Genomic DNA, 20,062 nt, shown 5'->3' with positions numbered 1-20,062 from the left:
GCGTTACACCTCTTTCGCGGGTCGAGGATCTGGAACCAGCGGCCTGATGAGCTGGATGACGATACGGGTGCTGGTCTTCTTGCTCAGGCCCTGATGCTCACGCAGACGGTGCCACATCTCGAACGAAGCAAGGGCATCGACGGCCTCACGGTCATCCGATGGCAGCGCATTCAGCTCCGGAATCCAGTCACTGAGGTTTTGCCGCAGGCCACGCAGCGCGCGCGCGTAGTTCTGCCGCAAAAACTCATAACGCCAACGCTGTGCTGCCGTGGACAGCATCACGTTGCCGATTTGCTCATAGGCATCAGCGTGGCGCTCTATCGCCTGGGTGAGCCGCTCGTCGAGTGTACCCTCCCGGTCGCCACCGGTGAAAAGGTCTTTCCAGGTGGCACCCAGTTGTCCATTGACCGCCTCCGCCAATGCGCCCATGTCTTCGAAGTGGCGAAAGAAGGAGCGAATACCCACACCGGCGCGCTCCGCAACCTGCTGCGCCGTGGGCACCAGAACGCCTTCCTCCATGAAGGCCACCGCAGCCTGGATGATAGCCTGGCGACTGCGCTCGCTGCGCTGACGGCGCCCGTCGATAGCCTCGGTCTGGGTTGCTTTTATCATGGAGTTCTCACGCTGCCTGCAGGGCTCGCATATAATGGCATCTCATATGCAATATTCTGCCACGGGCAGGATGCAATGCCCAGCCGACTGCGCCGCCGGTGCCGGTCGACCGCGGACTGACGTCACAGGTCATCAGCAATAACGCCGCACACGGTGTATATTACCGCAAAAACCATTGCCGCCTCGGCTGTGTAATTATTGTGGTCAGCGGTCTATCGTTGAGAGAACAACCGGGAAACGTTGCATGCGCATCATTGATGAAATTCACGCTGTTGTCGGCACCAAGGGGGTACTCACGGGCGAAGATGTGCGCGCACGCCCCAACCACAGCTGGTGGCAGGGACAGTGCGAGGCCATGGCCATTGTGCGGCCCGCGAGCACCGAAGAGCTGTCAGCGGTGATGCGCATCTGCCACGCACACAACCAGAGTGTGGTGCCTTGGGGCGGACTGAGCGGCCTGGTAGACGGTATCACCTGTACCGGCAGCGACATCGTGATCGCGCTGGAAAGAATGCAGGCCATCGAGCAACTGGACGACATCGCCGGTGTGATGACGGTGCAGGCCGGTGCCATTGTGCAAACCGTGCAGGACGCGGCTGCGGCTGCAGGCTGGCTCTTTGCCGTAGACTTCGGTGCGCGAGGCAGTGCCCATGTCGGCGGCATGATCGCCACCAACGCCGGCGGCAACAGTGTGGTGCGCTACGGCATGGCGCGGGAACAGGTACTGGGACTGGAAGCGGTACTTGCCGATGGCACCGTCATCAGCTCGATGAACGAAATGCTGAAGAACAATGCGGGGTACGACCTCAAGCAACTGTTCATCGGCTCCGAGGGCACGCTGGGCATTGTCACCCGGGCGGTGCTGCGGCTGCGCCCGGCACCCCGTGCCACCCAGACGGCCTTGGTCGCGGTGGAGCATTTTTCATCCCTGCTGCAGGTGCTGCGGCGCCTGGGCACCGACCTCGAAGGCAAGCTCAGCGCCTTTGAAGTCATGTGGAATAACCACTACCATCTGTTGGTGGAGGAAACCCAGCGCCATCAGGCCTTCCTGCCCACGCACCACGCCTTCTATGTATTGGTGGAGGCGCAAGGCGCGGACAGCGAAACCCTGGAGGCGCAATTCACGGCGGTGATGGCTGGCCTACTGGAAGACGGCCATGTGGCCGATGCGGTGATCGCGCAGAGCGGCCAGCAGGCCGACCAGCTCTGGGCCATGCGCGATGATGTGGAAGCGCTGGTGCACTGCATCAACCCCATCGCGATCTTCGACATCAGCCTGCCCATTCGACATATGGACAGCTACATCAACGACCTGCTCGCCGCCCTGGAACAACAGTGCCCCGGCGCGAGGCTGGTGTGCTTCGGCCACATGGGCGATGGCAACCTGCATCTCGGCATTGGCCCCGCCCACGAGCGTCACCGTATCGAGCGCATTGTCTACGAGCATCTGGTGCCGCTGCACGGCTCAGTGTCGGCCGAACATGGTATCGGCCTGGAGAAGCGCGAGTTCCTGCACTGCAGCCGTTCGCCGGCAGAAATTGCCCTCATGCGCACGTTAAAACAGGCGCTGGACCCCAAAGGCCTGCTGAACCCGGGCAAGGTCCTGCCACCGACAGAGACAACAGCATGAAGTTCTATTCGCGTAAATGGGTCAAGCCAGAAAACCTGAACCCGCACGGCAGCCTGTTCGGGGGCCAGTTGCTCAGCTGGATCGACGAAGAGGCCGTCATCTACGCCATGTGCCAGCTGGGCGGGAACCGGCACCTGGTCACCAAGTTCATGTCGGAAATCAATTTCGTCAGCTCCGCCCACCAGGGCGACATCATTGAAATGGGCGTGGAAGTGATCGCCTGCGGCCGCACCTCGGTCACGCTGCGGGCCGAAGTCAGGAACAAGCTGACCAAACAGACCATCATCTCCATCGACCGTATTGTATTTGTGAACCTGGACGACGACGGCGCGCCCCTGCCCCACGGCTACGCCTGGCCGGGCCCGGAGGCAAACATCGAGGGCAAGCCCTAGGCCACGCTGTTCGTATCGCTGACGATACGTCCGTCAACCAGGTCAATGGTGCGGTCGCAGGCGGCCGACAGGCGCGGGTCGTGGGTCACCAGCAGCACGGCACACCCCGCCTCGCGACCGAAGCGGCGCATGAGCTCGAAGACTTCCGCCGCCGTGTGCGTGTCGAGGTTGCCCGTAGGCTCATCCGCCAGCAGCAGGGCGGGCTCTGTTACCAGCGCCCGGGCAATCGCCACCCGCTGCTGCTGGCCACCAGAGAGCTGATTGGGCCGCGTTTGTGCGAATTTTTCCAACCCCACGGCGGCGAGCAGGCCCCGCGCCCGGTCAACTGCCCCCGGGCTTGGCCGCCCGTGGCGCAACATGAGCGGCATCAGCACGTTATCCAGGGCCGAAAACGCCTGTATCAGGTGATGAAACTGGAACACGAAACCGATCGACTCCCCGCGCAGGCGAGTGCGGCCAGCATCGTCCATGGTACGGGTGGGCTCACCGAGCAGGTAAAGTTCACCGGCGCTGGGTTGGTCCAGCAGACCGATCAGGTTGAGCAAGGTGCTCTTGCCCGAACCCGAGGGCCCGATCAGTGCGGCGAAGTCCTTGCGCCCAATCAACAGATCCAGGCCGTGCAGCACCTCAGCTTCGTTGGGCCGCCCCTCGTTGTAGGATTTGCGCAGCCCCGCCAGGCGCAGTACGGCATCCTGCATTTCAGACATAGCGAATAGCCACAACGGGATCGAGCATTGCGGCACGTCGTGCAGGGACTGCGGCGGCGAGCACCCCCACCACGGTGGCCAGGGCGAGGGCGAACAGCACCAGCGTGGTGGGAACCGGGATATAGAAGAGTCCGGGGCCGAAAGTATTGAACACCCAAACCAGCACATAAGCACCCGCGATTCCGATCAGGGCGCCGATCAAGCCGTAGAGAGCGCCCTGTATCAAAAACACCTGCAATACCTGCTGGCGACCGGCCCCCATGGCGCGGAGAATGCCGATTTCCCGCGTGCGTTGTACCACACTCACCGACAGTACGCTGGCGATGCCAAACGCCACCGACAGCGAGACGAACACGATAATCATGTTGGTCGACAGGCTCTGGGCGCTCAGTGCGTTCATCAGCTGGGCGTTCTTTTCCATCCAGCTCTCCGCCTGCAACGCGGTGAGCCGGGCAATCCGCTGGGCAATCCTATCGGCGGCAAATATATCGTCTACCACCAGGTCGAGCTGGGTCACCCCGCCGGGCAGGCTGAGCAACGCCTGAGCCTGCTTCAAGCCGAGGTAAACATTGCGCGCATCCAGCTCGCGCACCCCCAACTCGAAAACCGCCACCACATTCACCACCGCCGGGTTCTGCCTGCCCGTGTCCAGGCGCAACTTGTCGCCCACACGCAGGCCGAGCGTGGTCGCGAGTTCACTGCCGATCATCGCTTCACCGGGTTCGAGGCGCGCACGGCCCTCCTTGATGTAGTCCGACAGGGGGATGATGCGCTGATAGCGCAGCAGGTCGATACCGGTCAGCGCCACGGACTCCAGGGCGGCGCCGCGCCCGGCAAACGCGGGGCCGGCGATTACCGGCGACACCGCGCGCACCGATTGCAGGGCATCCAGCGTTGCCACCACCTGCTGCCAGTTGTTGATGGAGCGGCGCCGCTGGGCGCGCTTGTCTTCCCACACCAGCTGCAGCGTACCCGCCGGGCTTGCCGGCCTGAGGTTCAACTCATCCGGCGACAGTACGCGGATGTGCGCCTGCGTGCCCAAGGTGCGCTGTACGATATTCGCTTGCAGGCCCTGAATAAGGGCGCTCACGAATACCACCACAGCAACGCCAACCGCTACCCCCACCATGATGGTGACCGTCTGCCCGCGCCCATCGCGCAGAAACTGCAGAGCCAGCACCCAGGCCGTCCACAACTTCAACACAGGGGATCGCACAGGGCGCTCAGTCGAACTGCACGGGCAGTTCATTGCGGCTGCTGTCGTCTGCCGCGTTTTCACTCACCGGCAGGGGGCTGCGCACTGCGCGTATCCGCGTTCCGGCTGTCAACCCGCTAACGGGGTCGACCAGCACCAGGTCACCCCTCGCGAGCCCGGCACTGATCTCCGACAACACCGTGCCCCTCAGCCCCAGCTCCACGTCCACGCGCTGCAGCTTGCCCTCGCGCACGCGCAACACCTGCGCGCGACTCCCCTGAATGGCCGACAGGGCGTCATTGGGCAGCACCAGCGCCCGCTCGCGGCTTCCCGTCTGGATAGTCACAGACACGGTCATGTCTTCGCGCAGGAACACCGGCACCGGTGCCACTGACAGGTGGGCTTCCACCGTGCCACGCTCCGGATCGACGCGCGGCGCCAAAAAACTGAGCCGGGCCTTGAAGGGCCGCTGGGGAAACGCATCCGCCAACACTACCGCCGGTTGCTGTAATGCCAGGTAGGCCAGATTTTTCTCATCCAGCGGTACGCGAATCTCGGTGTCCCCCTCGCGTGCCATGGTGAAGAGCACTTTACCGGGCTGCACCAGGTCACCGGGCTCCACGTCGCGGGTCAGCACCGTACCCGCCACTTCCGCTCGTACTGTGGTACGGGCCAACTGTGCCTGCAACGAGGCCAGGCGCGCCCGCAGCACCGCCTCCTCGGTACCACCCGGCGCCACGGCCGCCGCCGCCACCCGGGCGGCCTCTGCGGCGTTCTGTGCCAGTACTTCCTCCTCCTCCGCCTGCTCCAGTGCCTCTCGGGATAACAGTCCGCGCGCTGTGAGGTCACGCCGCCGTTGCGCCTCCCGGCGCGCCTGAGAGAGCGTTGCCCCGGCGCGGGTCAAAGCCAGCTCCGCCTGCGGCCGGGTGGTTGTCTGCAGCTGTTGCAGCGCGGCTTCCGCCTGCTCCACCTGGGCCCTGAGTTCATCGGCCCTGAGCACCAGCAGCACATCGCCCGGTTCCACCCGGTCGCCCTCGCGCACCCGCCGCTCCAGTACCACGCCAGTCATTTCTGTGCTCACTTGCGCTCGCGACACTGCCGCGACGCGACCGGACGCGACAACGGTCTGCTCGAGCGGCATGGCGCTAACTTCGTATACCGGCACTGCGGGATCGCGCCACCAGAACCACAGCGCAAACGCCGCCGCAGCCGCCAGCAGTAGAAATAACGTGTGAGTGCGATAGCGGGCCAATGCGTTTTCTGCCAAATAACGAGAATAGACAAAAGACTAACACAGACCCGGTGCAGCAACGCGGGCATGTGGCGTGATCACGGGCCGGGCGTCCTGAGAAAAACCGCTCCAGCGATTTTGCTACACTTCGGGCATGAAGCGAAAAACAGGGGCCGTAAAATGACAACAACAACCCCCGAACCACCGCCGCCAAGCCCCGATCAACACGCCCGGCAATCAGCACCTGCCGGCGACGCGTTCTGGTTTGTTGCACTGCTGGGACTCCTGCCCGCCGTTCGCGCTGACCTGCTGTTGCCGCACACCTGGCCAGGCAGGCTGGATGAGCGCTATTCGTTTGGCATCATCGACAACCCTTTCGGTCCCGGTGCGCTGGCGCTTGCGGGTCTGGCCTGGTGGCTGGCGCGCCGCCTGCAGGCACGTCGCTTCCTCCTTGCCGTGCTGCCCTTTCTGTTGATCACACTGGCCGCGAGCCCCATCGGACAGCACTTTGATGGCATCAACAGCGTCTACATCGCTGCGGCGGTCGCGGTCGGCATACTCTTCGTGCTGCAAGGGCAGGTGATGTCAGGCCCCTTCGCATTGTTCGCTTTCACGTTGCTGGCCCTGTGGCAGCTGGATGACACACTGTCACTCAGCGCCAGCGCCCTTTGCCTGCTCACCCTGGTTGTGGCGCGCCTCGCCGTCGAATCCGTGCGCCAGAACCTGCCCCTGGCGCGCGAACTCGGGCGCAACAATATGCGCGCCCTGATCATGAAAACCCTGGCCCTCTGGTGGCCCATGTTGCTGTTGATTGGCGCTGGCCTGCATCTCGGAGGCCGACTCAGCGAAAGCGGTGAAGCGGCGCTCTATGCCAGCGGCTCGGTTATCCCCTACTGCACCCTGGATGCCCTCGATGGCGAGACGGTGCTGGTCTGCCCCCCGGGCAGCGCGCGCTTGCTGCCGGAGCAAATCACCGAGGTGCCACCTTCTGAACTCTCCACGCAAGCACGCTGTGCCTACGTCCCGCCACTGCCGTTCCCGGAAGATCCTGCCTTCAGGGCCTCAGCGTTTTCCTGCCCTCCCGACAGAGACACGGCCGCCGACTGGGCGGTCACCCGGCTTGATGTTTTCAGTAATATCGATCGCACGGTGGCACGCACCTACCAGGCACAACGACTCCAACTGACCGCGGCACTTGCAAGCGTGGACCAGAACGTCGAGCGTGTGCCTGATGTTGCCGAGCGCGAAGCACGCCGCCTGTTCGCGGTAGTGCCCATCTCCACTGGCATGCGCACCTCACGCTGCCGCTTTCCCGACGTGCCCTGTGGCGCGAAAAACCTGGTTATCAGTGAGCTAAACAATGCCTATCGCAAGTCACGGGCGCAGTCAGAGCGGAAATTTATCGCCCATATGCGCGGCCTCGGCTCCAACCTGGAGGGGGAAACGCAAGGCTATTGGGTACCCGAAGCGCGCAAGCGGCTACATGTGCGCCTGAACGACGCCGAGTCAGCAACCAGCAACGCCATTGCGCGCTTCCGCACCGCGAGCCACGCTACCCAGCAGCTGATGCTGTTATGGCTGATAGTGATCGCCATCAAGAGCATCCTGTACGTGTTTGCCCGCGTGGTTTTCGATCGCTCAACGGACATCGAGGTAGACCTGCTGGAGCTGGATGGAACACCCGCCCAGGGCACTGTGCGGCAACGTCAGGAGGTCAATGTGGGCGCAGACTATGCCCACGACATGTACTACAAGGCCAACTACCAGCCCCTTGGGCCGGCACCGCGGTTCAGTATTCCGCAATGGCGTGCCTCACTGCTCTCGCGCCTGCGCTACGGCGCCTGGAACATGAGCCATGTGGCGATGCCACTAGCAGAGGGCAGCAGCCTCACATTCAACGCAGTGGAGGCAGAACACCTCGTGGACTGGGAGATGGCCGAGGGCGAAGAAGTGGTGTTCAGCTACCGCAATTTTGTCGCCATGAATGCGCATGTGGAATTGCGTACCGTCATCAGTCTGCGCGTGGCCACCTTGCTGATGGGACGTATGATATTCCACACCGCGCGCTGCAGCGGTGGCCCCGGGCGACTGATACTGCGTACACGGGGTCGACCGGCGACCGCCGAACAGGTGCAGCAGAGCATTCCCGTCGCGCGCCTGGTGGCCTGGAATCGCTACGCGCGATTCTCCGTCGACAGCCACCTCACACGCACCGATATCTTCCTCAACGGATTCAATCTGCGGCGCAGCGCGGCGCTGGGTCAGGGGCAGCCCCAGGGAATACTCATCGTGGAGGCTGATGCACGAGACGGCGGCATCCTCGTGGGTACATTGCGCTTCGCGAGAACATTTCTGGCGCCAGTATAGCGCACACCGCATGACCGCAGCCTATGCGCTTCTACCCGCCAGCTGGGGTGCACCGCGTAGTGTGAGGATGAATCCGGGCCAGCGCTACTGCACTGAGGCACCGAGGTAGCCTGCCGGTTCCGCGGGTGCTATGTTAGCTGCATTCACTGACTATCGTATGAAAGCTGACTGGAGTTCAGTAAGCTCAGATCATCGATCACGGCAGGAGCATTCCCACATGCCCCACGGCACCCCCCCCGAACTAGAAGAGTGGCGTCTCAAGGGCGTCTACGAGAGCGGCATGCTGGACTCCGTGCCAGAGGAGCGCTTTGACCGCGTTGTGAAACTTGCTGCACTTCTGCTGGACGCGCCGATGGCCGTTTTCAGCCTGGTTGATCGTGAACGACAATGGTTCAAAGCGCGGATTGGTCTACAGGTCCAGCAAACCGCACGGGACGTCTCATTTTGCGACCACACAATTTCTGCAGCAGACGGCAGAATGGTCATCCCTGACGCAACATTGGACGCCCGTTTTCACGACAACCTGCTCGTTCTCGGCCCCCCCCACATCCGTGCCTATGCGGGCGTGATGGTGACAGATTCACTGGGCCGGCGCCTGGGCACTCTCTGTGTACTGGATACGCGGGTCAGAACATTCACCCCCGCCACCCTGGCAGGGCTAGAGGACCTCGCGGGGGTCATTGAGTCGGAGTTGCGAGCCGTCGCACAGAACGCTTACCTGAGTTCCATAGAAAGGTATCAGAAGGCAGAAGACTCCGTCATTCAACTGTTCCGACTCTCCGATCAATTCATGGCCGTAGCCAACAACGAGGGTTATCTCGAACGAGCCAACCCTGCGCTGTGTCACGCGTTGGACTACACACCAGAAGAGCTTGGTGCAGCGCCTTGGGCAGATTTTATACACCCAGACGATCTTGAAAAAACCCTTGCTATCGTCCGTGAGATGAACGCATCGCAGCAAGTTGGTGTCCACACAACCCGAATCAGGCACAAACGAGGTCATTATGTGTGGGTGCACATTAGCGGCGCAGCTGCCGCAGATGGCAGCAAGCTATTCCTGGTTGGCCGCAAATACACCCAAGAGAAGGAACTGACCGACGGGATTCAATCCGCTAACAATATGCTCAGGGCGATCAACGACTCTCTGTCACAGTTTGTCGCGGACCGGACCAGCCGCAACCCGTTCGAAATTCTGCTCGACAGTCTGCTACACGTCTCGGAAAGCGCCTACGGCTTTGTCGGCGAAGTACTCTCCGACGCGTCGGGAGCGCCCTTCCTCAGAAGCCATGCACTGACCAACATCGCATGGAATGAAGAAACTCGTCTGCACTACGCAGCCTCTGTGAATGAAGGACTGGAGTTTCGCAACCTCGACACTCTGTTTGGACGGGTGATGACCAGTGGAGAGGCGCTGATTGCAAATTCTGCCGCCACCGACAAACGACGTGGTGGCCTGCCAAACGGACACCCGTCCCTGGACACGTTTCTCGGAATCCCCATATACAGTGGTGGCGTCATGGTGGGGATGGTAGGCCTGGCCAACCGCAATGAAGGCTACGATGAGAAGGTCATTGCCAGGCTGGACCTCTTACTGTCGACCGCCGGCAATCTGATCATGGCTTATCGGGCCGAAGGCAGCAAGCAGGCCGCGGAGCGCGCACTCGCGCACAGCGAAATACTTCAGAGAATCACCCTGAACAGCATTGCTGATGGAGTGGCGACCATTGGCGAAAACGGAAGCATCCAATCCGGCAATAGAGCACTAAAGGCCATGTTTGGACTGAGCAGTGACGACATCACAAATAAGACGCTCTACGATCTTATTGATGTCGAGGAAAGCTTGCCTGCGCTGGCTAAACAGCATGCCACCCGCTCGACCGCTGCCGGCGAAAAGGCAGAACGCGTACAGACCCGCGCATTGCATAGTAGCGGACACTACTTCGACGTTGAGGTCTCCCTCTCGTCCATGAAGATGCAGAATGAGCTTCGCTACGTCGCGGTTTTTCGCGATGTCACCGAATGGAAAAAGACCGAGTCCGATTTGCGCGCAGCCAAGGCCCAGGCAGATGCAGCCAATCAGGCCAAGAGCTTGTTCCTGGCCAGCATGAGTCATGAATTCCGCACCCCGCTGAACGGTATTGTTGGCATGTCTACACTGGCCATCGATCTTGCGACCATGGAGGAACAGCGCAGCTATCTGGACACCGTCATCGAGTCTGCACGCACACTGACCCGACTCATCAACGACGTTCTCGACTATTCCAAGATTGAGGCGAGCAAGCTCACGCTCGAGCATATTGAGTTCAACCCGAGCTTGATTCTGCAAAACATCATTGATCACGGCATTCTGAGGTCGCAGAAAAAGGGTATTGATCTCGTCATTAAAATTGACGAAAAACTGCCTGAATTGGTTGTCGGCGACCCTACCCGTGTACGTCAGGTATTGTTGAATCTGATAGATAATGCGATCAAATATACTGACCGTGGATCGATCCAGGTGAACGTCCGGCAAGTCCGGCGGCGAACCAACGGACGGGTGACCATCCAATTTGCCGTAAAAGATACCGGACGGGGCATCGCCGCCGAACGAAAATCACTCATCTTTGAGGCTTTTGCCCAAGCTGACAGCTCCGATACACGCATGTATGGCGGAACAGGGCTCGGGCTAACCATCTGCGCCAGCCTTTTGCACTTGATGAATTCAAAGATGCAGTTGCAAAGTGCTCCGGGAGTCGGCAGTACATTTGCTTTTGATCTGGAACTGCCGGTCGCTACCGGAAAGCGTGAGCACGTTGCGGAGGCAGGCTCCGCCGAGCTTCCGGCTCAAATTGAGAGCACATCTGCCGAAACCGCGCTGCGTCCACTCGTTATCCTCTTGGCTGAAGACAACCCGGTCAACCAAAAAGTTGCGACCACGATACTCACATCGCGAGGACACACCGTAGTGCTGGCAGAAGACGGCAGCAAAGCTGTCAGGCTGGCAGCGGAGCAACGGTTCGATATTATCCTGATGGATATTCAAATGCCCGTCATCGACGGTGTGGAAGCCACGATACAGATCCGCGCCAAAGAAGGTGGATCAAGGTCACGAGTACCGATACTCGCCCTCACGGCACATGCGCTGCAGGGCGACAAGTCACGTTTTCTCGAAGCCGGCATGGACGGCTACCTGTCCAAACCCTTTCAAGTCACTGAGCTTCTCGCCACCTTGACGAGCGTCGCGTCACAGAGTCCCAGCGCGTGACAGAACGCAATACCACCCACGCCGTACCCGAACGGGAACTGCGACTTGCCTTGGTGTGCTATGGCGGCGTGTCGCTCGCGGTGTACATGCACGGTGTCACACGGGAAATCCTCAAACTTGTTCGCGCCTCGCGCGCCTACCACGCTGTACCAGAGGATGCGGCGGATGGCACAAGCTATACCGATGCCGCGCCCCATCGCGGTGAGCTTGACACCGAAACCGTGTACTTTGAACTGTTGCAACAGATTGGCGGGCATGTGCGCCTGCGCGCACTGGTGGACGTGATCGCGGGCGCCTCCGCCGGCGGCATCAACGGCATCATGCTTGCGCGCGCGCTGGCCTTCGACCTGTCGCTGGATGCGCATCGCAAGCTCTGGCTGGACCTTGCCGACATCGAGGCACTGCTCGACCCGGCAGCGCGGCCCTCGCGCCTGTCCAAACTTTACATGCGCCCGTTGTTCTGGTTCGCGGGGCTGCTGCGCAAACGCCGTAACCGCCGAGCGGGTGGTGCGGGCGAAGACCCCGAGGTGCTGCAGAACCTGTCCCTGTTCATGCGCTCGCGCTGGTTCGAGCCACCTTTCTCTGGCCACACCATGAGCAACATGATGCTCGACGCTCTGGAATCCCTCGGCGAAGAACAGGCCGATGGCTGCCAGTCACTCCTGCCGCCCGGACTGCCCCTCGAACTGTTCGTGACTACCACAGACTTCTGGGGGTCACCGCAAACCATACCGCTGCACGACCCTGCGACCGTGCGCGAACGCGAACACCGTCACACGTTCCACTTCCATCACCAGTTCAGCCAAAACTGCGACCTGCACCCCTCCACACTGGGCCGCGACCACCTGCCCTCACTGGCGTTTGCCGCGCGCGCCACCAGCAGTTTTCCCGGCGCGTTCCCGCCCCTGCGTATGGCGGAGATGGATGCGGTACTGGAACAGCGCAGCACCCACTGGGCCGGCAGGAGCGCCTTTATTGCCCGTCAGCTGCGCGGTGCCCGGCGCGCTGGCGAGCGCGCGGACGAGGCCGCCTTCATCGACGGCAGCGTATTAATGAACAAGCCCGTATCCGTGGCGCTCGACGCGGTGCAGCGGCACCCGGCGCACCGGGAAACAGACCGCCGGCTGGTGTACCTGGAACCGAACCCGGAGCCGGAGCGCGAGACAGCGCGCGAAGCACCCGGCTTCTTTACCACCATCCTCGGCGCGCTCTCGACCATCCCGCGCCACCAGCCCATCCGCGATGATCTGGACTGGATTGCCGCCTTCAACAACAAGGTGCACCTGCACCGCGAGGTCGCCGACCGCGTTCGCAGCCAGGTGCTCGCGGCCATCGGCAGCCACCTCGAAAGCACGCTCACCACCACACCCACGGCGGTGACCATTGCGCACTGGGGCAAGGAGGCGAATATGCGTGCCGCCGCAGACGCAGGATACGCCTACGAAGGCTACTCTCGCCTGAAAGTGTTCGGCTTGCTGGATGAATTGGCGGAACTGTTTCAACGCAGCACGCGCGGGCTGACACGCGCCGACGCCGTGGCCCGGCTACAGGCCTGGGCGCGCATGGCACGCATCCGCCCGCTGGGTGACACCGCAAGCAGCGCGCGGTATCAAGAGGGTGCGCCCTGGGTGCGCTTCCTGCGGAATTACGATATGCGCCACCGGCTGCGCCGGGTCATGCTGCTGATTCGCCGTGTGAACGAGCTGTACACCGACCCGGATACACTAACGATTGCCGAGTACCGCGAGCATCTCGATCGGCTTAAATTGCGGCTCTACGCCCGCGCGGAGACGCTGCGCGAACACATGGACTGGCGCGGCGAGCACCTGCAGCGCCCCTCGACCGAATGCCTCGATGACCACTTGAACGCTTTTCTGGTCAGGGTGCGTGAGCGCTTAAACCTGGTCGAGTTCGACGCGGCCCTGGAAAGTGACCTGGCGACATGGTGTGGCGAAGTCGGCGCCCGGGGCATGATGCGTGAAGTGCTCACCACCTATCTGGGCTTTGCGCATTACGATGTACTGACCTACCCCATGAGCCAGAGCCGGGAAATGGATACCCTGGAACAGATCAAGGTCGATCGTATTGCGGTTGACGATGCCAACAGCCTGCGCCAGGGCGGCGCGCGGGAGATTCTCAAGGGCGTACAGTTCGGCAATTTCGGTGCGTTTTTTTCCCGCCGCTTCCGCGAGAACGACTACCTCTGGGGCCGCCTGACCGCCGCGGAACGGCTGGTGGATATTGTCGGCAGTGCGGCCCCGGAAGCCGTTGCTGCGGGGCTCGACCTGCAGGACTACAAGCGACGGCTATTCCTGGCTGTCCTGCGCGCCGAAGCGCCGCATCTGACCGGGATCAGCGAGATGATCGCCGACCTGGAAACCAGTGCACACGCCATGGAGACCCATTCCGCCGCGTCAACTGCCGGGACGATACCAGACCGGTGAGGTATACGCGCGCTCCTGCAAGGTAGAGGGGAAGCCCTCAGCCTCCCGTTGTTTCAGTGCAAGCGCGTCCAGCAGTGAATGGCGCGGCGTGGGAATCTGCAGCACGCGCACGTAATAGAACGCGGCCTGTGACGGGTCGAAATCCGGGTCCTGCCAAAGCGCGGCCAGGCGCGGCGCCCCAATACTGTTGTCCCATTCGCCTGTGGCCAGGTTCACCGTATTGCCCACGGGCGGGAGATCACCCGCCGCATCCGGCTCGCGCGCATCCGACCAGGCGACGTCATAGATACGCTCGTGCGTCTCCCCGGCCGCATCAATCCAGCCCTTGATCACCTGAATGCGGTCGAGGTTGGCACCCACCGGGTCACGCGAGGCTTGCACCAGGATCTGGGGGCCAGCCATGCCCGCGCTTGCCGCGAGCTCACCGCCCATGGGTACCCCGGCCGCCGCCGCAGCCTGCCAATCTTCCGCACTGTCTGTGCCCACCACCGGCAGGTTCCAGCCCGCGAAGAGCCGCACGCCAATGCGCGGCCCCGTGGTGGCGTAGACTTCACGCCGACGCATTGCTTCCAGTATGGATTCCCGCGTGTTGCTCTCCGCCCAGACCGCTGCAAGCCCCGAGGCGGACATCGCCCAGCCGCTGGGCCCCTCTTCCTCAGCCCAGCGGTTTGTCTTGTTCTCGGGAATGGAGTCGGTGGCGAGTTTGCCGTGAAAGTTGTCTTCCTCAGCTGAAGACAGGCTGGTGTGCGAATCCGTAGAGCCGATAAAGCCCAGTTGATAGGGGTTTACACCCAACGATGCTTCCAGGGCCAGCCCGCGCAACAAGGCCGGGCGCAGGAAGTCACCCGCTGCGGGTGTGTACGTGCTGGCGTCCTGCTGAATGTAGAACGGGTAATTCTCGAAATCCGCAAATGCATCGTCGGGTGATAGCGCTGGATGGGTCTCGGAATCACCCTTGATTTGCGTGATTTCTGCCACCGGCTCCCAATAACTGCGCACGCTGGCCAGCTCCTCGCTGAGCGGCTCACCGCGCAAGGTGGTTTCATCAAACATATAGCCCTTGGAAATATTCGCGTTGTGCGGAATCGCGATAAAGTCGTCACCGGTTTCCTCGGCGGTGACGGCCAGCCACTGCCACAGGTCCTCAGGATACTGGCTGTCGTCCAGACCAAAGGGTTGGTATTTGCGTGCACTGCGCGCATCGCCGTCGGTCATCACCACCCGATGCAGGTTTGCGCCCCCGGGAATCGAACTCCACTCCCAACCGATCAGCGCGGTAAAGCGTCCGGGGTCGTTGTAGCGATCAGCGGTCTCGGCAATCTGGCGCCAGGTGTCCGCCTCCACCGACAACATCGGCGGAATCATGCTGGAGCCTACCCGCATAGTCGCTGCGGCCTCGCGTGGGTCGTCCGTAGACTTGGGTAAAACCGACATGAAAAGCTCGCGGCCGCGGCCTGCGTCCACGCGCCGCCGCAGCAGCCAGCCCACAAAATCGGCCTTGAGCCCATCGACAAAACCCAGCTCCACGCCATACGACCCGTTGTAGTAAAGGTGGCGGATAACCCCCATGTATTCGGCGTGGTCAGACACCACCAGAAAGTCCAGTGGCGTTTCAATCTGCAGCCGGGCATGGTGGAAGGGGTGCACCACCGGCAAACCCTGCGCGTACCGGTAGGCCGTATCCGGGTCGGCCAGAAGGTTGTTGTTGGCAAAGGCGTCAGAGGAATAGGTGGTATGCAGGTGTGTATCCCCCCACAACAGGGCTTTTTCCTGTGCGCTGGCCAGTATCGGCAAAAGCAACACGGCAGTAGAAAGCAGTCGACGCATGGTAGTTTCCTGTTCTTGTTATCGGTGTGTACGTGCTCAGGCGGCGAGCAAGCGTACCGGCATCTGTTTGAAGGCGTGAATACTGTTAGAGCGGATAAACACGGGCTCGCCCACACGCTCCACACCGGCGAACGCACGAAAGAACTCCTCGAAGAAGATCCGCGCTTCCATGCGCGCCAGGTTGGCGCCAAGGCAGAGGTGAATGCCGTGGCCGAAGGCGAGATGCGGATTCGGCGTGCGTGTGATGTCAAAGCGCAGCGGGTCGGCAAACACGTCCTCGTCGAAATTGCCCGAGCTGTATAACATGACCACACGCTCTCCCTCGCGGATCGGCTGCCCGCGTATCTCCGTATCGCAGGTTGCCGTGCGGCGGAAATAATGCAGCGGGCAGGTCCAGCGCAACATCTCTTCAATCGCCAGCGGCAATGCACTGGGATTGGCCGCGAGCTGTCGATACAAGCCCGGAGTGCGCAGCAGCTGATCCATACCAGAGCTGATCAGGCCTCTCGTGGTTTCGTTGCCGGCCACCGTGAGCTGTACAAAGAGAGAGGCGAACTCCATCTCCGATACGGTGTGACCGTCAATCTCCTGATTGACCAGCAGCGAAACGAGATCCTCTCCCTTGCCGTCGCGGCGCTCAGCCGCCAGCGAGTAGCCGTAGCTGCCCATGTCGATCGACGCCTGAGTGACCTCCTGCGGCGTGCCGCCCAGGTCCGGGTCCGAGCCGGAGGTTTGCACATCGGACCAGTGCCGTATCTGTGGCCACATGTCTTCGGGAATATCGAGCAGCGAGCAGATCACCGCAGTCGGCAGATCGCCTGCCAGATCATCGACGAAATTGATTTCCGTGTCACAGCGAGCATCGACCATGATCCGCCGGGCAATCTCGCGCACCCGCGGCTCCAGCTCCGCCAGGCGGCGCGAGGTAAAGCGCGTGATCACCGCACGGCGAATGGGGCCGTGGTTGGGCGGATCCATACCCAGCAGCTGATTCTGCACCATGCCCAGGATCTCCGGTGACATGTCGTCCACCATGACGAAACCGCGCTGGGCAGAGAAGGTCTTGAAGTCGCGTGATACGGCAACAATATCTGCATGCTTGCTCAGTACCCAGTAACCCCCCCCGTCGGGATGGGGGTGCCAGTACACCGGCGCGTGCTCGCGCAGCCAGGCGAACTGGGCATGCGGAATACCCTGCACGTAGGCGTCCGGGCTGTAGATATCAATCTCCATGTCAGCCCACCAGCACATTGGGGCGCGGCATACCCTGCTGCTCACACATGGCGAGGTAGAACTCCAGGGTCAGCCCGCCATCGGTCACCGAGGTGATATTTCCGGCCTCGTCGAGGTTGATGTTGGAGCCGGTCATGTGGAACCAGACCCGCGTGTTGTCTTCAACGCACTGCAGTGTGTGCACTGAGCCCGCAGGCTCGTACAGGAACGACCCTGCCCGATTGACGTAGTCGTATTCCTTGTACTTCCAGGCACCGCTGGTGGTAAAGCCGTAGACGGGGCCTGTGTGACGGTGCGTTTCCACCTCATAGCCCGCCTGGAATATGTTCTCGATCACCCAGATGCCCTCATCCGGCTTGACCTGCAACACCTTGAGCTGGCTGCCATCACCAATATCGACGAAGGGCAGGTCGTGGTTGCCAATATGGACGGCGAGCGGCATTTTCATGACAGGACTCCACGGCATCGAATTGGGTGATGATGCCAACACGGGTAACTATTGGTTATTCACTGAGGATACTGTGTGCGCGTGCCGGCAACAAGTAGAGAAATAGCCCACTGCGCGCCGCATCGCGTCAATCCATGCGTCTCACATACCGGCCACGCCCGGACCACGGGCTACGATGCAGCGCCTGCCATTGGATGACGGCTTGGAACGGCGTATGGTTCGCGTATTACCCACCTTCAGGATCATCATGCCCAGCATCAGCAGCGTGTTGAACAGCCTCGCGAATTCCCTGTGGAGCATCAGCCCCGGCTCGCGCGCGACGCTGCGGGGACGCGAGGTCAAACTGGTTGCACACCGGGGTGCACACGGTCCCGGCATTGCCGGAGAAAATACGACGGCCGCTTTCGCACACTGCGTAACGGCGGGGGTCTGGGCGGTGGAAACCGACATTCGACTGACCGCCGACGGGTATCCCGTGATCCACCACGATCCCGATTGCGGGCGCCTGCACGGCAGGCCCGGCTTGACGATTGCGCACAGCACTCTGACCGAACTGCGTGCAGCGGTGCCAACACTTGTCACGCTGGCCGAGCTGGTGCGCGACTTCGCGGGCAAGGTGCACCTGATGCTGGAAGTAAAGGAGTCGTGGCGTGAGCGCCCCGCATACCCTCAGCGCGTGATGGATTGCCTGACGGGGCTGGAGCCCGTGCGGGACTTCCACCTGCTTTCCCTGGTGCCCGATCACCTGGAGGGATTTCCCGATCTGCCGCGCGCCGCGTGCGTGGACGTCGCCTGGATGAACACAGGGCGCATCATCGCCGAGAATGCCGCACTGGGCCACGGGGGGCTCGCCGGCTCGTTCGCCCTGCTGGGACGACGGCGCCTGCAAGGGCTGCACGCCGCCGGGCGTACGGTGGGCACCGGCTTTGTGACCCGGCCCGGTGCCCTCCGCCGTGAAGTTCACCGCGGCGCGGACTGGATCTTCACTGACCACGCACTCAGGCTGCAAACGCTCATCAACAATGAGCAAAGGGGCGATCACCGCGGTTGATACGGGCTGTTTATTTGCCAGCACACCGCGCCTGGCGCAGAATGACCGACCGTACACCCCGCCATGCCGCAGGGAGACATTCATGGCCGATTCCGTCACCGCCCTCGCCAGCATTATTCAGATCGCCGTCGCCCCGGTATTCCTGTTGGCAGGCATTGCCGGCTTTCTCAACGTGATGTCGGGCCGATTGGGGCGCATCGTCGACCGCGCCAGAGTGCTTGAACGGCGTGTTAACACCTTCAGCGATGCAGACAAGCTGGCGCTGGCCAGCCGCGAGTTGCGCACCCTGTGGAGACGCGTCAAGATCATCAACTGGTCTATCGGCATGTGCACCGCCTCAGCCTTGATGGTGTGCGTGGTCGTGGTCAGCCTGTTCATCGGAGACTTTCTGGCAATACACATTGAGACCTTTGTCGTGGTCGCGTTCGTGCTCGGTCTGCTCTTGCTGATCGTGGCGCTGGTGCTGTTTCTCAAGGAGGTGCAGCTTGCCACCCGCGTACTGGTTGCGGGGCTGGAGTACAGCGAATAAACGCGCGCCTCGACACCTCAAGGCGCCGCGCGCACATAGCTGTCGAACACGGTATCAATGCGGGCCTGCGGTATCGGCAGGCCTGACTCGCGGCGTTCATCGGCCAAGGTAAACAAGCCGTCAATGATTGGCATACCGTCCACGGCTGTCTCCAACACCACGCCACCCCGTGCAAAATGCGCCTGCCATGTATCGCGCACCTGGGCCCAAAAACTTGCTGTTTCCTCCCAGTATGCGTAAGCCGGCGTGAAATCAATGGCATCAGTGCGCCGATAATCGTTAAAGCCAAATTCCCGCACGATAACCGATAGCGGCTGCGTGGCAGATCGCTCCACCTTGCTGTTATCCTGTTCGTGTGTCCAGCCGCCCGGCACCACCGTGTGCCGATTCTTCACGTTCAGCGCATTGTAATCGTCACGCGTAGTGTACTCACGCCTGGGCAGGGGGCGCCAAGTTCGATCAGATGTCCATGTCGCTTGCCCATAGCGATGATTCCAGACACCAGTGCCGCAGTACCGCGGGGCGTCAGAGACTTCGTAGACACACTGCGTCCAGCGCCCAGAGGTTTCCTCCGGCGTCAGCGCCACAGACTGCCAGGTTTGGTCCGCAACAAACTCCAACCGCGTGGGCGCTTGCCACACCCAATCCTGCCGCCAGTGTTTAACGACACTTTCACCCATAACGAGTAAATGCTGCAGCATGATTCTCTCAGGAGAGTTCTCAACAACAAGCACCAACTCTGCAGCACCGCTTCGCTTCGCCTCCTTTCGCAGATAGCCCTCGCGCAGCACTACCGTTTCATCGAAGGCGAAGCGAACATCGTATTCTCCCGCCATCCCCAGAATCGCGTCCCGATCTGCTGACGGCGGGAGAGCCCCCGCAGCCGAGTGCGGCAAATCAGTTGCCGGCTGATGCACGCATGCGGTGAGAAACATCACAAAAACCACGGTCAAACTCACGTTATTCATCAATCTACCCATTTAGTCAGAATCAATTTTCCCAGACGCGTCTCGCGGAGTTCATACAACGTATCGCCGTGTCGTATCTTTAGCCGCTTGTCCTGGCCGAGCAGCTGCCGGCTCTCCAGCTCCCGGGAACCGCTCGCTCGCCGAGATGTTGTCCGAGGTTCCTGCGGGAGGTCACGTCGCACCG

The 20,062-nt window shown here is 61.7% G+C and carries 16 protein-coding genes; 7 read left to right on the top strand and 9 right to left on the bottom strand.

All coding sequences use genetic code 11. The annotated features are described in order from the left end of the window. Positions 1 to 3 precede the first annotated feature (3 nt). Positions 4 to 612, bottom strand: a complete 609-nt coding sequence (locus tag EGJ68_RS06145; RefSeq protein WP_123033596.1) for a TetR/AcrR family transcriptional regulator — start codon at positions 610 to 612, stop codon at positions 4 to 6. A 244-nt stretch (positions 613 to 856) separates the two neighbouring features. Here EGJ68_RS06145 and EGJ68_RS06140 point away from each other — a divergent pair, with 244 nt between their 5' ends. Both EGJ68_RS06140 and EGJ68_RS06135 read left to right on the top strand, forming a co-directional pair. After that, entirely contained in the window at positions 857 to 2,242 is a 1,386-nt protein-coding gene (locus EGJ68_RS06140) for an FAD-binding oxidoreductase (RefSeq protein WP_123033595.1), read from the top strand. Then, on the top strand, positions 2,239 to 2,634 hold the full coding sequence (locus tag EGJ68_RS06135) for an acyl-CoA thioesterase (protein WP_123033594.1): 396 nt from the start codon (positions 2,239 to 2,241) through the stop codon (positions 2,632 to 2,634). Before EGJ68_RS06140 ends, EGJ68_RS06135 begins: the two co-directional genes overlap by 4 nt. On the opposite strand, the gene EGJ68_RS06130 is transcribed toward EGJ68_RS06135, so the two are convergent. The 3 genes from EGJ68_RS06130 to EGJ68_RS06120 are packed head-to-tail and all read right to left on the bottom strand — an operon-like array spanning position 2,631 to position 5,788. Next, positions 2,631 to 3,341, bottom strand: coding sequence for an ABC transporter ATP-binding protein (locus EGJ68_RS06130; RefSeq protein WP_123033593.1), 711 nt, complete (start codon positions 3,339 to 3,341; stop codon positions 2,631 to 2,633). The two genes, EGJ68_RS06135 and EGJ68_RS06130, sit on opposite strands and share 4 nt — an antisense overlap. After that, a complete protein-coding gene (locus EGJ68_RS06125; protein WP_199227940.1) occupies positions 3,334 to 4,545 on the bottom strand; it encodes an ABC transporter permease in 1,212 nt (403 codons plus the stop codon). The genes EGJ68_RS06130 and EGJ68_RS06125 overlap by 8 nt, the downstream gene beginning before the upstream one ends. Before the next feature lie 19 nt (positions 4,546 to 4,564). After that, entirely contained in the window at positions 4,565 to 5,788 is a 1,224-nt protein-coding gene (locus EGJ68_RS06120; protein WP_123033591.1) for an efflux RND transporter periplasmic adaptor subunit, read from the bottom strand. A 159-nt stretch (positions 5,789 to 5,947) separates the two neighbouring features. On the opposite strand from EGJ68_RS06120, the gene EGJ68_RS06115 reads away from it, so the two are divergent. From EGJ68_RS06115 to EGJ68_RS06105, 3 genes are all read left to right on the top strand, one after another. Further along, positions 5,948 to 8,134: a hypothetical protein gene (locus EGJ68_RS06115; RefSeq protein WP_123033590.1), complete on the top strand. Its 2,187-nt coding sequence runs from the start codon at positions 5,948 to 5,950 to the stop codon at positions 8,132 to 8,134. A gap of 217 nt (positions 8,135 to 8,351) precedes the next feature. After that, positions 8,352 to 11,378, top strand: a complete 3,027-nt coding sequence (locus EGJ68_RS06110; RefSeq protein ID WP_158283528.1) for a PAS domain S-box protein — start codon at positions 8,352 to 8,354, stop codon at positions 11,376 to 11,378. Beyond that, the gene (locus tag EGJ68_RS06105) at positions 11,375 to 13,822 is read left to right on the top strand and encodes a patatin-like protein (RefSeq protein WP_123033588.1); all 2,448 of its coding nucleotides are present in this window, start codon (positions 11,375 to 11,377) and stop codon (positions 13,820 to 13,822) included. The genes EGJ68_RS06110 and EGJ68_RS06105 overlap by 4 nt, the downstream gene beginning before the upstream one ends. On the opposite strand, the gene EGJ68_RS06100 is transcribed toward EGJ68_RS06105, so the two are convergent. From EGJ68_RS06100 to EGJ68_RS06090, 3 genes are read right to left on the bottom strand one after another with little or no spacing between them, the layout of a single operon-like run. After that, a complete protein-coding gene (locus tag EGJ68_RS06100) occupies positions 13,793 to 15,649 on the bottom strand; it encodes a DUF3604 domain-containing protein (protein WP_123033587.1) in 1,857 nt (618 codons plus the stop codon). The genes EGJ68_RS06105 and EGJ68_RS06100 overlap by 30 nt on opposite strands. A gap of 36 nt (positions 15,650 to 15,685) precedes the next feature. Further along, the gene (locus EGJ68_RS06095; RefSeq protein WP_123033586.1) at positions 15,686 to 16,882 is read right to left on the bottom strand and encodes a cytochrome P450; all 1,197 of its coding nucleotides are present in this window, start codon (positions 16,880 to 16,882) and stop codon (positions 15,686 to 15,688) included. Between the two features lies 1 nt (position 16,883). Further along, entirely contained in the window at positions 16,884 to 17,330 is a 447-nt protein-coding gene (locus EGJ68_RS06090; protein ID WP_123033585.1) for a 2,4'-dihydroxyacetophenone dioxygenase family protein, read from the bottom strand. Between the two features lie 247 nt (positions 17,331 to 17,577). On the opposite strand from EGJ68_RS06090, the gene EGJ68_RS06085 reads away from it, so the two are divergent. Then, entirely contained in the window at positions 17,578 to 18,381 is an 804-nt protein-coding gene (locus tag EGJ68_RS06085) for a glycerophosphodiester phosphodiesterase (protein WP_158283527.1), read from the top strand. Positions 18,382 to 18,463: 82 nt separating this feature from the next. Next, positions 18,464 to 18,910, top strand: a complete 447-nt coding sequence (locus EGJ68_RS06080; protein ID WP_123033583.1) for a DUF2721 domain-containing protein — start codon at positions 18,464 to 18,466, stop codon at positions 18,908 to 18,910. 17 nt (positions 18,911 to 18,927) lie between these two features. Here EGJ68_RS06080 and EGJ68_RS06075 read toward each other — a convergent pair whose 3' ends face one another. Then, positions 18,928 to 19,878, bottom strand: coding sequence for a DUF6607 family protein (locus tag EGJ68_RS06075; protein ID WP_199227939.1), 951 nt, complete (start codon positions 19,876 to 19,878; stop codon positions 18,928 to 18,930). Then, positions 19,878 to 20,060: a hemin uptake protein HemP gene (gene hemP, locus EGJ68_RS18495; protein ID WP_199227938.1), complete on the bottom strand. Its 183-nt coding sequence runs from the start codon at positions 20,058 to 20,060 to the stop codon at positions 19,878 to 19,880. The genes EGJ68_RS06075 and hemP overlap by 1 nt, the downstream gene beginning before the upstream one ends. Between the last annotated feature and the right edge of the window lie 2 nt (positions 20,061 to 20,062).

It is taken from the genome of Haliea alexandrii (genome assembly GCF_003719295.1).
GTDB lineage: Bacteria > Pseudomonadota > Gammaproteobacteria > Pseudomonadales > Halieaceae > Haliea > Haliea alexandrii.
Note: the sequence above shows the minus strand (reverse complement) of the source record. Positions and strands in the feature narration are given on the sequence as shown.

Excerpts from the sequence above, each read along its gene's own strand:
- EGJ68_RS06140 (WP_123033595.1), top strand. The coding sequence starts at position 857 with ATGCGCATCATTGATGAAATTCACGCTGTTGTCGGCACCAAGGGGGTA.
- EGJ68_RS06135 (WP_123033594.1), top strand. The coding sequence starts at position 2,239 with ATGAAGTTCTATTCGCGTAAATGGGTCAAGCCAGAAAACCTGAACCCG.
- EGJ68_RS06090 (WP_123033585.1), bottom strand. The coding sequence starts at position 17,330 with ATGAAAATGCCGCTCGCCGTCCATATTGGCAACCACGACCTGCCCTTC.
- EGJ68_RS06130 (WP_123033593.1), bottom strand. The coding sequence starts at position 3,341 with ATGTCTGAAATGCAGGATGCCGTACTGCGCCTGGCGGGGCTGCGCAAA.
- EGJ68_RS06085 (WP_158283527.1), top strand. The coding sequence starts at position 17,578 with ATGCCCAGCATCAGCAGCGTGTTGAACAGCCTCGCGAATTCCCTGTGG.
- EGJ68_RS06110 (WP_158283528.1), top strand. The coding sequence starts at position 8,352 with ATGCCCCACGGCACCCCCCCCGAACTAGAAGAGTGGCGTCTCAAGGGC.
- EGJ68_RS06145 (WP_123033596.1), bottom strand. The coding sequence starts at position 612 with ATGATAAAAGCAACCCAGACCGAGGCTATCGACGGGCGCCGTCAGCGC.
- EGJ68_RS06095 (WP_123033586.1), bottom strand. The coding sequence starts at position 16,882 with ATGGAGATTGATATCTACAGCCCGGACGCCTACGTGCAGGGTATTCCG.
- EGJ68_RS06100 (WP_123033587.1), bottom strand. The coding sequence starts at position 15,649 with ATGCGTCGACTGCTTTCTACTGCCGTGTTGCTTTTGCCGATACTGGCC.
- EGJ68_RS06115 (WP_123033590.1), top strand. The coding sequence starts at position 5,948 with ATGACAACAACAACCCCCGAACCACCGCCGCCAAGCCCCGATCAACAC.
- EGJ68_RS06075 (WP_199227939.1), bottom strand. The coding sequence starts at position 19,878 with ATGAATAACGTGAGTTTGACCGTGGTTTTTGTGATGTTTCTCACCGCA.
- EGJ68_RS06080 (WP_123033583.1), top strand. The coding sequence starts at position 18,464 with ATGGCCGATTCCGTCACCGCCCTCGCCAGCATTATTCAGATCGCCGTC.